Below are 12200 nucleotides of genomic sequence, written 5' to 3'. Positions count from 1 at the left end.
GAAGCGGCCCGTCAGCCAGCGCATCAAGAAACGTCCTCCGCGTCTCGCGCCCGGCGCAGGCGATCCAGTCGAGCGGCGATTTCGCTTCGGGCGGCGTCGAGGTCGAGGGCGTATCCGCCGCGGGCGATACCGGCGCGGTTTCTTTGTCGTGTGGCAAGGAGCATCTCCGCTTCGATGGCAAGGCGGATCCACTGCTTGATCGAAGAGACCGCCTTTCCCGTTTCGCGCGCCTCGACGAGATCGCCAGAGGCAAGACTTGCCTGGAAGTCTTCGAGATCGTGGCGCATTTCGCGAAGTTGGCGGGCAATGCTGACGATCTCCTCGTCCAGCGGGGAGGTGTCCTCCGCCTCGGTCTTCAGGATCATGTCGGTGATCGGCCTTTCATGGGAACGTCCCGCCGTCGGCACGAAAAAGGCGGCCGCGGGGTCATCCCCCGGGCCGCCCGCATCGCCGTCAGCGTGGCACACCTTATAGGCGAGAGCGGCCCGGGAGTCAACCGCGTTGCGCAACGGAGCACCGGGTAAGCGCCCGGTTCCTTTAACAAAATCCTGCCCGCAGAGACCGCGTTACTGGTTGTCCTGGTCCGGCTCGGCCGCCCGTTCCGCCTCGATCTCGCGCCAGCGTGCGACATTGCGATTATGCTCGGCCAGCGTCTCGGCGAAGGCGTGTCCACCGGTGCCGTCGGCCACGAAGAAGATGTAGGGCGTGGCGTCGGGGTTCACCGCGGCCTCGATGCTCGCGCGGCCCGGATTGGCGATAGGCGTGGGCGGAAGACCCTCGATGACATACGTGTTGTAGGGAGTCGCCCCGCGAAGCTCGCTTTGACGAAGTCCCCGCCCCAGCACGCCCCGGCCCTCGGTAACGCCATAGATCACGGTGGGGTCGGTCTGCAGGCGCATCCCCGCACGAAGACGGTTGACGAAGACGCTGGCGACCTGGCGCCGCTCCTCGGGCACGCCGGTTTCCTTCTCGATGATGGAGGCGAGGATGAGCGCCTCCTCCGGCGACTCGAGCGGCAGGTCGGGCTGGCGATTCTCCCATGCGGCCGCGAGGATCACCCGCTGCGCCTGCTGCATCCTGTCGATCAGGGCCTGCCGGCTATCGCCGGGCACGACCTCGTAGCTGTCGGGCGCAAGGCTGCCCTCCGCTGGCAGATCGACCTCGCCGTCCAGAATCTCCACGTCGCGCAGCGCCTCGGCGACCTGCCAGCTCGTCACGCCCTCGGCCAGCGCGATGCGAAAGCGGGTGTCGGGCTTCGCCATCGCCTCGGCGACCGCATCGGGCGCCTCGCCCGTCCCGAGCAGGTATTCCGCCTGCTGCTCGTAGCGGCCGCTTGCCGGGTCGAGTTCGCGCAGTTCCGTCTGTGTCTGGGTCACGCCCACGCGGTAGACGATCTCGGTGCCGCAGGTGGACGCCCCGCCCCGGGTCACGATGTCCGCGATCTCCTGCATCGATGCATGCACGGGCACGAGGTAGCTGCCGAATTTGAGCGCCTCGGACTTGCCCGCGTAGTCCATTCCGATCCGGAAGAGGGCCGCGCTCTCGATGGCGCCCTCGGCGGCGAGGTCCTCCGATACGTCGCGGATGTTGGCGCCCCGCTCGACCCGCAGGCAGATCGGCTCGGAGAGCGGTCCCTCCGAAACGTATTGCCGCTGGCCCCAGAGAATGGCGCCGGCAGCAAGAAACAGCGCCAGCGCGAGGATCGTCAGGGCGTTCGACGCAAGGCTGCGCCACATCAGGCGACGTTCCTGAAAAGCACGCTCGCGTTGGTTCCGCCGAAGCCGAAGGAATTGGACAGCGCCACGTTGATCTCGCGCTCGCGCTTCGCGTTGGGCGCGAGGTCCACCGCCGTTTCCACGGCCGGATCGTCGAGGTTGATCGTCGGCGGCGCCACCTGGTCACGGATCGCGAGGATCGAGAAGATCGCCTCGATGGCGCCCGCGGCACCGAGAAGATGCCCGGTCATCGACTTGGTGGACGACATGGTGACCTTGGACGCGGCGTTGCCCATCATCCGCTCCACCGCGCCCAGTTCGATCACGTCGGCCATGGTCGAGGTGCCGTGGGCGTTGATGTAGTCGATGTCCGACGGCGCGAGACCGGCCTTGTCGAGCGCGGCGCGCATGCAGCGCTCCGCCCCGTCGCCGTCTTCGGAGGGCGCTGTGATGTGATAGGCGTCGCCCGAAAGGCCGTAACCGATCACCTCGGCGTAGATCCGCGCCCCGCGCGCCTTCGCGTGCTCGTAATCCTCCAGCACGACGATTCCGGCCCCCTCGCCCATGACGAAGCCGTCCCGGTCCGCGTCGTAGGGGCGGCTCGCCGTTTCCGGGGCGTCGCCACGCTTCGTGGAAAGCGCCTTGCAGGCGTTAAACCCGGCGATGCCGATCTCGCTGATCGCGGCCTCGGCCCCGCCCGCCACCATGATGTCCGCGTCGCCGTCGCGGATCAGCCGCGCCGCGTCGCCGATGGCGTGCGCGCCGGTCGAACAGGCGGTGACCACGGCATGGTTCGGCCCCTTGAAGCCGTAGCGGATGCTCACCTGACCCGAGATCAGGTTGATGAGGGAGCCGGGAATGAAGAAGGGCGACACGCGCCGCGCGCCCTTGTCGCGGATCAGGTATGCCGTCTCGGCAATGGAGTTGAGCCCGCCGATTCCCGACCCGATCATCACGCCGGTGCGCAGCTTCTCCGCCTCCGACGGGGTGGTCCAGCCGGCGTCCTCGACCGCCTGTTGCGCGGCGGCGAGACCGAAGACGATGAACTCGTCGATCTTGCGTCGCTCCTTCGGCGCGACCCAGTCATCGGGGTTGAAGCTGCCGTCGGAGCCGTCGCCGTAAGGCACCTCGCACGCGTAGGTCGTGGCAAGATGGCTCGCATCGAACTTGCTGATCGTGCCCGCGCCCGACCGGCCCTCCAGCAGGCGCCGCCATGTCGTTTCGACGCCGCAGCCGAGCGGCGTCACAAGTCCCAGCCCCGTCACCACGACACGTCGCATGCCCGGCCCCCGTCTTGTTCCCGTTTTTTACTCGCCGCTCATTAGCGCGGCTCGCCCGCGTTCGGCAAGAGCGCCGCACCCGGCGTCGGCGGCGCGGCGCAGGCCCGCCCAAAAGCAAGAACGGCGCCCGGGGTCTCCCGGACGCCGCCCGCAATCATCCCGAGGCTGCCCTTACTGGGCGTCCTGAATGAACTTCACCGCATCGCCGAAGGTCTGGATGTTCTCGGCGGCGTCGTCCGGGATCTCGATGCCGAACTCCTCTTCGAAGGCCATGACGAGCTCGACAGTGTCGAGGCTGTCCGCGCCGAGATCGTCGATGAAGGACGCATTGTCGGCGACCTTGTCCTCCTCCACGCCGAGATGTTCCACGACGATCTTCTTCACGCGATCCGCGATGTCGCTCATGTCAAATCCTCATTGTCTTTCCGGGGCTTCGCCCCTGATTTGCCCTCGCCCATTGCGGACGCTCGGTTTCAACTGCCCCTGAGGGCGGCTCCTGCTCCCGCCTCGGGCGGGCCGGCGGGACATGCCCGCAGGCCCCCCGCCGAAATCCTGCGCGCCTATAGCACAGGCGCGGGGAATGGCAAACGCTTTCGCCCGCCCCGCACGGCGCTCACAACATGGCCATGCCGCCATTGACGTGCAAGGTCGCGCCGGTAACGTATCCTGCCTCCTCGCTCGAAAGGTAAACCACCGCCGCCGCCACCTCGCGCGCCGACCCCATGCGTCCCATCGGCACGCGGGTCAGCAGCCCCGACTGCTGATCCTCGGTCAGCTTTTCCGTCATCGCCGTGGTGATGAAACCCGGCGCGACGACATTGGCGGTGATGTCGCGGCTCGCCACCTCGTGGGCGATCGACTTCGTCAGCCCCACGAGGCCCGCCTTCGCCGCGGCGTAATTGGCCTGGCCCGGGTTGCCGATGGCTCCCACCACCGCGCCCACCGAGACGATGCGGCCCCAGCGCGCCTTCATCATGCCGCGCATGACACCGCGGCAAAGCCGCATCGCGGCAGTCAGGTTGACCTCGAGCACCCGCGCCCATTCCTCGTCGGACATGCGCATGAAAAGGTTGTCGGCGGTGATGCCCGCGTTGTTCACGAGGATGTCCACCGAGCCCATCGCCTCGGCCGCGCGCTTCGGCAGCGCGTCCACCGCCGCGGGGTCGGAGAGGTCGCAGGTCAGCACATGCGCCCGCGCGCCCAGCTCTTCCGTGAGCGCCGCAAGAGGCGCCTCCCGCGTTCCCGAAAGCCCCACCGTGGCGCCCGCCTCGTGCATCGCGCGCGCGATCTCGCCGCCAATACCGCCCGAAGCGCCCGTGATGAGCGCCGTCTTTCCCGTCAGATCGAACATGCCCGCCTCCCAGCAAAAAACACACCGCCCACCCGGCGATCCAATCCCGGAGCCTTAACCGAGGGCGCGGTCGCGCGGCAAGACGGGAGCGCGGCTTGCAACCCGAGCGGCCAGGCGATATCGCGCAAGAAGGCCATCCGGACAAAGCACATGCCGAGCCCTCTTCGCATCGTCGTCTATGTCCGCGCCGTTTCGGGCGGCGCCGGCAAGAACGCGGTGAAATACGCGAACATCCTCGCCGAGGCGGGGCACGAGGTCACGTTGGCGACCGGCCGCGCGCCCCAGGTGGACCAGTTCGGGCTGCGCCGCGATCTCGTCCGCCTGGAGGTCCTGAACGTGCGCCGCAACATCCAGGTGGGGCCGCGGCTTCGCAGGGTCATCGAGGGCGCGCGCCCCGATATCTGCCTCGTGGTGGACATGGCCAACATGCTCGGGCTTCAGCTCGCCCTGCGCGGCGTCGACCCGCAACCGCGCGTGATCCTGCGCGAGGCGCTCTACACGTGGGAGCGCAACCAGATGCGGTCCTGGTTCGTGCGCACGCAGAAAGCGTATGTGTTCCGCAAGGGCTACGCCCGCGCCGATCACGTGATCGCGCTCACCGACAGCATGGCCGAGCAGATCGCCGAGAAGTGGGGCGTGCCGCGCGAGCGGATCACCGTGATCCGCAACGCGGTCGACGTGCCCGACGCCCCGCCCGAGCGCCTGCCGCCGGACGGCCCGCCGACGATCCTGTGCGTCGCGCGGCTGACGAAGCAGAAGAACGTGGGCCTCCTGCTCGACGCCTTCGCACGGCTGCGCCGCACGCGCGAGGCGCGGCTGCGGATCGCCGGCGACGGCAAGCTGCGGGAACAGCTCGAACGCCAGGCCCGACGGTTGGGCATCGCCGAGGACGTCACCTTTCTCGGCCACGTCTCCGACGTGGACTCCGAATATCGACGCGCCGACCTGACGGTTCTGCCCTCCCGCTGGGAGGGGTTTCCGAACGTCATCATCGAGTCGCTCGCCCACGGCACGCCGGTCGTCGCCACCGACACGCCCGGCGCGGTGGAAGTGCTCGAAGGCTCGGGCTGCGGGCGGATCGCGCGGATGGACGACGCCGACGACCTCGCCCGTCAGGTGCAGGCCGCCCTCGACACGTCGTTTTCGCCCCAGACGCTTCATGCGTTCGCGAGGAAGCATGCGGGCGACGTTCTGCGCGACCGCGTTCTGGCCCTCATCGATCACGAAACGACCGCCGTACCGGGCTAGCCAGCCTCTTCCGGGTAGCCGAACGTCGCAAAATCCCTTGCGTAAAGCCGTCGCACCACGCGCTCGAGGTCCGGCGTGTAGAACTGGGCGCGCTTGGACGTCGCCCCGGTGATCTTGTGCGGTTGGCTGGCCTCGAGGGGGTGCGGCTTCTCCAGCGCGCGGGCGCGCTCCGGGTCACGATCGATCATGGTCAGCAAACGGGCCATGTCCTCGGGCAGCGTTTCAAGCCGTCCGATAAGGTCGAAGTGCTCGGGCGGCATGATGAGCAGATCGCACTGCGGCCACCAGTGCCGATCATGCGACAGCCCGCCTCGATCCAGAAAGGCCACGAACTCGGCGAAGCCCGCCGGGGTCGCCTCGCCCCAGCCCGGTACGACGCGAAACCGCGGCTTGCGGCTGTCTATGCCCTTTTCGCCCAGCGCCACCTTGTTGAGAAATGCGGAAAGCACCCGGTCGTAAGGGTTCCGCACGACGGTGAAGAAGGTGTAGCCGCGCATCTCCCGCGCATCGCGCCACCCGCAGCGCGCCGGTGACAGCGCGCCCTTCTTCGCATCGCGAACGGAGTTGAAAGACTGCCCGCTATCCTCGGCGGAGAGCTCCGCCAGAAAGGTGGTGACGGTCGAGTTTCCAGCTTTCTTGATCCGGTTGAACGCGACACGCAGCTGCGGGAACGCCGCCACGGCATCCGCGTTGTTCAGGTTCGAATGCACGACGTCCATGCCGCGAAAGACGAGCCTGTTCCGCAATCCGATCAGGGGCTTCATGCGATCGCCTCGCGTTTCCCGCTCAACTGCGCCAAGAGGTTTGCATCCTCACGATAGAAGTCCAGTACGCGCTGCCGCAATGCGTGCGTGACCGCGGGACGTCGGCCGCTGGACCGCTTGGCCTCGTAACGGCCTTGCGATCGCGTGCCGTCCGTTTGCGCATCGATCCAGTCGAAGACCGGGTTCAACCCGTTCTCGAAGTCGAAAAGCGTCATTCCCTCACAGACGAAGTCGGACTGAGGCCGGATGTGGTTGTCGTTCACGCACGGATCTTCCGCATAGGCCGAGAAAACCGCTTCGACCCACTCCTCGAATGTCAGGCGCAGATGCTGCCGACCCACCTTTACAGGCCAGCGCCCGAACCAGATCCGCGGGTCGAGCGCATGAAATCCCGGGCGTGCCTTCAGCCGAAAGCGATACTCGCTCACGAGCCTGTCCAGCGGATTGCGCAGGATCGCGAACCAGGCATCGACACCTGTGTCGGCAAGCTTCGGCAGATACAGCTCACGATGATAATGCTGCTGTGTGACGGGATCGCCGGGCACTGGACGCTGATCCCCCGACATCATGGAAAGCCGCCCCTTCGTGGCCATGTAGGCCTCGACACTGGTGCCCCCCGTTTTCGGAATGTGCGCGAAGAAGATGCGGCTGCCATTCGCCTCCAGCAGCGGCATCTCCTAGCCCTTTAGCCCTGAAACCGCGCGCACCTCCTCGGGGGTGCCGACCTGTTTCGTGCCCGCCTCGCGCGCGATGCGCCGGATCATGCCCGAGAGCGCCTTGCCGGCGCCGATCTCCCAGAACTCGTCGACGCCCGCGCCGGCCATCCAGGCCACGGACTCGCGCCAGCGCACCGCGCCGGTCACCTGCTCGACCAGCAGGCGGCGGATCTCGTCGGGGTCGGTGACGGCCTCTGCGCGGACATTGGCCACCAGCGGCACGGCGGGCGGCGCGATCTCCACGCCGGCGAGCGCCTCGGCCATCTCCTCGGCCGCGGGCGCCATCAGCGCGCAGTGGAAGGGCGCGGAGACGGGCAGCAGAACGGCGCGCTTCCCCCCGCGCGCCTTCGCGATCTCCACCGCGCGCTCCACCGCCGCCTTGTGCCCCGAGATCACCACCTGCGCCGGGTCGTTGTCGTTCGCGGCCTCGCACACCTCGCCGCCCGCCGCCTCCGCGGCGACCTCGCGCGCGGCCTCCAGATCGAGCCCGAGAAGCGCGGCCATCGCGCCCTCGCCCACCGGCACCGCGCGCTGCATCGCCTCTCCGCGCCGGCGCAGGAGCCGCGCCGCGTCGGCGACCGAAAGCGCGCGGGCGGCCGCCAGCGCGGAATATTCACCGAGGGAGTGACCGGCGACGTAGGCCGCGGACGTCACGGCGACGCCCTCCGCCTCGAGCGCGCGCATCGCGGCGAGCGAGGTGGCCATGAGCGCGGGCTGCGCGTTGCGGGTGAGCGTCAGTTCCCCGGCGTCGCCCTCCCAGACGAGGTGCGACAGCCGCTCGCCCAGCGCCTCGTCCACCTCGTCGAAGACCGCTTGCGCGGCGGGGTAGGCCTCGGCCAGCGCGCGCCCCATGCCGATGGTCTGCGCGCCCTGTCCTGGAAATACGAATGCCCGGCTCATGCGGCCCTCCCTTCAATCCCGCGCCCAGATAGCGGGCGCGGCGAGAGGGCGCAACGGCCGAGGCGGCGCCTCAGCGCGGGGCGGTCAGAAGCGTCGCGCTGCCGCCAAGCAGGAAGAGCGTGAGCCCGAACTTCAACAGCAGCGTTTCCATGGCGAAGAGGGATCCCGGCAGCACCCAGAGCCCGGCAGCCGCGGTGAGAAGCGCCACCCCCAGCACCCTGCAGAAAAGACGGTTGAGGCCCTGCGGCGTCGGCCGGGCGTTCTGAAGATCGGTAAGCGACATCACTCATCCTCCGTGGCTCGTCTTGTGTCCACCAAGGTCATTCAACACTGCGTCGAATTTTGGGCACATGCGGGGCAAGGCCGCGACGATGACGCGCCGCGCGCGCGGCGGCGTTTCCCCGGGGTGCCGGACTTGCGCCGAGGGTCGATCCGTGGCAAGTGACACGCCTTCCGCGCAAGCACTCTTTTGCCGCGCAGTCTCTCGTGGGTCGGGGCGCGGAAGCAGATCGTCCGGCCCTATGAAATGCGCCTGAACAGAAACGGAGCACGCATGCCGCTTTACGAGCATGTCCTGATCGCGCGTCAGGATCTTTCGAACGCGCAGGCCGAGGGGCTCATCGAGCATTTCGGCACCGTCCTGGCGGACAACGGGGGCCAGGTCGTCGACACCGAGTACTGGGGTGTCAAGACGATGGCCTACAAGATCAACAAGAACCGCAAGGGCCATTACGGCTTCATGCGGACCAACTCGCCCGCCGCGGCCATCCAGGAAATGGAGCGCCTGATGCGTCTGCACGACGACGTGATGCGCGTGCTGACCATCAAGGTCGACACCCATGACGAGGGTCCCTCGGTCCAGATGCAGAAGCGCGACGAACGCGGCGACCGCCGCGAGCGCCGCTGAGCGAGGAAAGGAGTTCCGAAAATGGCTGCGAAACCGTTTTTCCGCCGTCGCAAGGTCTGCCCCTTCTCGGGGGACAATGCGCCCAAGATCGATTACAAGGACACGAAGCTGCTGCAGCGCTACATCTCCGAGCGCGGCAAGATCGTGCCATCGCGCATAACCGCGGTATCGTCGAAGAAACAGCGCGAACTCGCCCGTGCGATCAAGCGCGCCCGCTTCCTCGCCCTGCTGCCCTACGCCGTGAAATAAGGAGAGAGCGATGCAAGTGATCCTTCTGGAACGCGTCGCGAAGCTCGGCCAGATGGGCGACGTCGTCGACGTCAAGCCCGGCTTCGCGCGCAACTTTCTCCTGCCGCAGGGCAAGGCGCTCAGCGCCTCCAAGGCCAATATCGCCGCCTTCGAATCCCGCAAGGCCGAGCTCGAGGCGCGCAACCTCGAAACCCGCAAGGAGGCCGAGGCGCTTTCCGAACGCCTCCACGGCCAGCAGTTCGTCGTGATTCGCCAGGCCTCGGACGGCGGCTCGCTTTACGGGTCCGTCGCCCCGCGCGATGCCGCGGACGCCGCGGCCGAGGCGGGCTTCTCGGTCGACCGCAAACAGGTTCTGATCGAAAAGCCGATCAAGGAGCTGGGGCTGCACACGGTCCTCGTGCGCCTTCACCCGGAGGTCGAGGCCCGGATCACGCTGAACGTGGCCCGCTCCCCCGAGGAGGCCGAGGTCCAGGCTTCGGGCAAGTCGATCCAGGAACTCGCCGCCGAGGAAGAGGCGCAGGCCGAATTCGAGATTGCCGAGCTCTTCGACGACATCGGCGCGGCCCAGCTCGACGAGCTCGACGAGGTCGGCGGCGAAAGCCGCGATGCGGACGAGCCCCGCGAAGACGGCTCCGACGAGGATACCGTTCAGGGCGCCTGAGGCGCCCGCCTTTCCCGGCCGCGGCGCGCCCGCGGCCGGGCGCGTCCCCGGCATTCACACCTTGCCTTTCTCTACCCAAGGATGTAACGTTTCACCTACTTCAACGTAGGGCGGGAAGGCCTCATTCAGGCCGGGGGACGTCGTGGTCTTCGATCGGAACCTTGGCTTCCTATCTTCTTCGCCGTCCGACATTGCCCGCCGAGGCTGCGAGGGAAGATGGATATGAATTCAGTGGATGTCATGGTCGGTCAGCGGGTGCGTGCGCGGCGCGCGGCCCTCGGCATGAGCCAGACGGAACTCGGGCGACGGATCGGCGTCAAGTTCCAGCAGGTCCAGAAATACGAATCCGGCCAGAACCGCGTCAGCGCGTCCAGGCTGTGGGCCATTGCCGAGGCACTCGACGTCCCGGTTGTCCATTTCTTCGAACAGTTGCCCGTCGGATCGGCATCTGACGCCGGGCGCGCCGATTTTCTCGGCGATACCCGCGCCATGCGCCTCGTGAGCGACTTCCTGTGCCTTCCCGAAGAGCAGAAGAAGGCCGTTCTTGATATCGTCGCGTCCATGGCGCACCGTGAGGGGTCAGACAGAACGGCGGAGCGACTCGGCGCCTGATCGCCACAAGACATGCCCGACCTCCCGGGTTCCGGGGCCGGGCCGAACCCAGCGGAGCCCGGATGGATCCTATCGACCTTGGAACGATCTCCGAGGAAGATCGCAGCTTCGAAGATTTCCTTGCGCAGATCTGCGACAGGCTGGGCTTCGATCACGCGGCCTATGCCGGCAGCAACCCCATAAACGGCACGCTCCACGGCCATGTGACCTATCCGGAGTCGTGGAAGCGCCACTATGTCCGCAACGGCTTTCACAACATCGACCCGACGCTCATTTCGGCCGGGCGCAGCATCGCGCCGGTGGACTGGCGCCGCCTCGAGCGCGACGCGCGCTTCCACCGCGTCTTCCGCGATGCGCATGACTTCGGTATCGCCGATCGCGGCATGACCGTGCCGGTCCGGGGCCCCTTCGGCGAGGTGGGCATGCTGAGCGTCACGCGCGATTGCACGCCGTCCGACTGGGATGACTTCCTGCCCGGCGTGATCGCGGATCTGCAGGCGGCGGCCGTGCACCTGCACGACACGGTGATGCGGTCGGACGTGCTCTCGCGCGCGCTGCGCTTTCCCGCGCTCTCCCTGCGCGAACTGGAAATCCTGCAATGGACGGCCGCCGGCAAGTCGCAACAGGACATCGGCGACATCCTGTCGATCTCGCATCGCACGGTAGAGGTGCATCTGCGCTCGGCGCGCGAAAAGCTCTACTCTCTCACCACGCCCCAGGCCGTCGGCCGCGCGATCGGGCTCGGGCTCATTCAGCCCCGCTGAGCGCCGCCTCGCGGCGACCCGCAGGGCCCGCCCGCCACGGATCCGTTTGCGCAAGAGAGCTACGGGATTTCCCCAATGGAGTAGATCGCTCCATCCCCTAAAGTTTTTTCCACGGAAACATCGGGGGAAACCGAAATGATCATTGTCATCGACGCCATCAACAAGCACCGCTTCCAGCACGTTCTGGACGACATGTTCCGCCTTCGCGCGCGTGTCTTCGCCGACCGGCTCGGGTGGGAGGTGGAAGTCAGCGACGGCAAGGAAATCGACAAGTTCGACCGGCTGGATCCGGCCTATGTGGTCGGTCTCGACGACGAGGGCCATGTGGTCGCGTGCGTCCGTGCGCTGCAGACGACCGGCCCGCACATGCTGGCCGACGTGTTCTCCGCAATTCTAGACGGCGAGCCGCCGCTGCGCAGCGCGACGCTCTGGGAATCGACCCGCTTCTGCGTGGACACGCAGCGTCTTGGCCGCGGCAAGGCGCGCAACTCGATCTCTTACGCGACCTGCGAGCTGATGATCGGATCGCTCGAATTCGCGCGCCGTTCGGGCATCTCGGACATCGTGACGGTGATCGACCCCATCATCGATCGCATCCTGAAACGCTCGAACAGCGCCCCCTACGACTACCTCGGCACGGCCAAGCCGATGGGCAAGGTCACGGCGATGGCCGCGCTTCTCGATTGCACCGAAGAGCGGATCAACCGGATCCGTGCCTTCGCGGGCATCCATCACGACGTGCATCTGAGCGACGAAGAGGCGCTTGCGCTGGTCGCGCGCCGGGTCGCCGGCGAAGCGACCGCGGCGGGTCAGCCGCCGCTGGCCGTGGTCGATGGCGACAGTCCGGAGGAAAACGCTCCGGCCCCGAGCATCGACGCGCTGTGCGCTTACCTGCGCGCGCAGATCCGTGACGCACGGGACGAGACGGAGCTGGAGGCCGCGCTGGCACTCATGGAAGAGCTCCTGAAATCCGGTCGCGGCGAGACGCCGAAGCGTCCCGCCCCGCACCGCGTGGTCGGCTGACGCCGGCTGC

16 protein-coding genes are annotated in these 12200 nt (G+C 67.5%); 7 read left to right on the top strand and 9 right to left on the bottom strand.

From position 1 onward, the window contains the following. Nucleotides 1-23: 23 nt before the first annotated feature. The 5 genes from AB6A66_RS04050 to fabG form a co-directional block, all read right to left on the bottom strand. Nucleotides 24-365 carry a hypothetical protein gene (locus AB6A66_RS04050; RefSeq protein ID WP_371054880.1) on the bottom strand — a complete coding sequence of 114 codons (342 nt, stop codon included), beginning with the start codon at nt 363-365 and terminating at the stop codon, nt 24-26. Between the two features lie 201 nt (nt 366-566). Further along, nucleotides 567-1736 (bottom strand): endolytic transglycosylase MltG, encoded by a 1170-nt coding sequence (gene mltG, locus AB6A66_RS04045; protein WP_371054879.1) that lies wholly within the window; start codon nt 1734-1736, stop codon nt 567-569. After that, on the bottom strand, nt 1736-2995 hold the full coding sequence (gene fabF, locus AB6A66_RS04040) for a beta-ketoacyl-ACP synthase II (RefSeq protein ID WP_371054878.1): 1260 nt from the start codon (nt 2993-2995) through the stop codon (nt 1736-1738). The genes mltG and fabF overlap by 1 nt, the downstream gene beginning before the upstream one ends. Before the next feature lie 171 nt (nt 2996-3166). Then, nucleotides 3167-3400, bottom strand: a complete 234-nt coding sequence (locus tag AB6A66_RS04035; RefSeq protein ID WP_371036486.1) for an acyl carrier protein — start codon at nt 3398-3400, stop codon at nt 3167-3169. A 208-nt stretch (nt 3401-3608) separates the two neighbouring features. After that, a complete protein-coding gene (gene fabG / locus AB6A66_RS04030; protein WP_371054877.1) occupies nt 3609-4346 on the bottom strand; it encodes a 3-oxoacyl-[acyl-carrier-protein] reductase in 738 nt (245 codons plus the stop codon). Between the two features lie 150 nt (nt 4347-4496). On the opposite strand from fabG, the gene AB6A66_RS04025 reads away from it, so the two are divergent. Beyond that, on the top strand, nt 4497-5594 hold the full coding sequence (locus AB6A66_RS04025) for a glycosyltransferase (RefSeq protein WP_371054876.1): 1098 nt from the start codon (nt 4497-4499) through the stop codon (nt 5592-5594). Here the strand turns inward: AB6A66_RS04025 and AB6A66_RS04020 are convergent. The 4 genes from AB6A66_RS04020 to AB6A66_RS04005 all read right to left on the bottom strand — a co-directional run bounded on the left by AB6A66_RS04020 (nt 5591) and on the right by AB6A66_RS04005 (nt 8257). Further along, entirely contained in the window at nt 5591-6358 is a 768-nt protein-coding gene (locus tag AB6A66_RS04020; protein ID WP_371054875.1) for a sulfotransferase family protein, read from the bottom strand. The two genes, AB6A66_RS04025 and AB6A66_RS04020, sit on opposite strands and share 4 nt — an antisense overlap. Further along, on the bottom strand, nt 6355-7032 hold the full coding sequence (locus tag AB6A66_RS04015; RefSeq protein WP_371054874.1) for a sulfotransferase family 2 domain-containing protein: 678 nt from the start codon (nt 7030-7032) through the stop codon (nt 6355-6357). The genes AB6A66_RS04020 and AB6A66_RS04015 overlap by 4 nt, the downstream gene beginning before the upstream one ends. Nucleotides 7033-7035: 3 nt before the next feature. Next, nucleotides 7036-7974 carry an ACP S-malonyltransferase gene (fabD, locus tag AB6A66_RS04010; RefSeq protein ID WP_371054873.1) on the bottom strand — a complete coding sequence of 313 codons (939 nt, stop codon included), beginning with the start codon at nt 7972-7974 and terminating at the stop codon, nt 7036-7038. Nucleotides 7975-8044: 70 nt separating this feature from the next. After that, nucleotides 8045-8257, bottom strand: coding sequence for a hypothetical protein (locus AB6A66_RS04005; protein ID WP_371036492.1), 213 nt, complete (start codon nt 8255-8257; stop codon nt 8045-8047). Between the two features lie 270 nt (nt 8258-8527). On the opposite strand from AB6A66_RS04005, the gene rpsF reads away from it, so the two are divergent. The 6 genes from rpsF to AB6A66_RS03975 all read left to right on the top strand — a co-directional run bounded on the left by rpsF (nt 8528) and on the right by AB6A66_RS03975 (nt 12190). After that, the gene (gene rpsF / locus AB6A66_RS04000; protein WP_371036493.1) at nt 8528-8881 is read left to right on the top strand and encodes a 30S ribosomal protein S6; all 354 of its coding nucleotides are present in this window, start codon (nt 8528-8530) and stop codon (nt 8879-8881) included. Nucleotides 8882-8902: 21 nt separating this feature from the next. Continuing rightward, nucleotides 8903-9130: a 30S ribosomal protein S18 gene (rpsR, locus tag AB6A66_RS03995; RefSeq protein WP_020040241.1), complete on the top strand. Its 228-nt coding sequence runs from the start codon at nt 8903-8905 to the stop codon at nt 9128-9130. Nucleotides 9131-9140: 10 nt separating this feature from the next. Continuing rightward, a complete protein-coding gene (gene rplI / locus AB6A66_RS03990) occupies nt 9141-9791 on the top strand; it encodes a 50S ribosomal protein L9 (protein WP_371054872.1) in 651 nt (216 codons plus the stop codon). Nucleotides 9792-10013: 222 nt separating this feature from the next. After that, nucleotides 10014-10403 carry a helix-turn-helix domain-containing protein gene (locus AB6A66_RS03985; RefSeq protein ID WP_371054871.1) on the top strand — a complete coding sequence of 130 codons (390 nt, stop codon included), beginning with the start codon at nt 10014-10016 and terminating at the stop codon, nt 10401-10403. 62 nt (nt 10404-10465) lie between these two features. Then, on the top strand, nt 10466-11167 hold the full coding sequence (locus AB6A66_RS03980; RefSeq protein WP_371036495.1) for a LuxR family transcriptional regulator: 702 nt from the start codon (nt 10466-10468) through the stop codon (nt 11165-11167). Nucleotides 11168-11302: 135 nt separating this feature from the next. After that, nucleotides 11303-12190, top strand: a complete 888-nt coding sequence (locus tag AB6A66_RS03975) for an acyl-homoserine-lactone synthase (protein ID WP_371054870.1) — start codon at nt 11303-11305, stop codon at nt 12188-12190. The last annotated feature ends 10 nt before the right edge of the window (nt 12191-12200 follow it).

Source organism: Rhodosalinus sp. K401 (assembly GCF_041365735.1).
Classification (GTDB): Bacteria; Pseudomonadota; Alphaproteobacteria; order Rhodobacterales; family Rhodobacteraceae; genus Rhodosalinus.
This window is presented reverse-complemented; position numbering and strand designations above follow the sequence as displayed.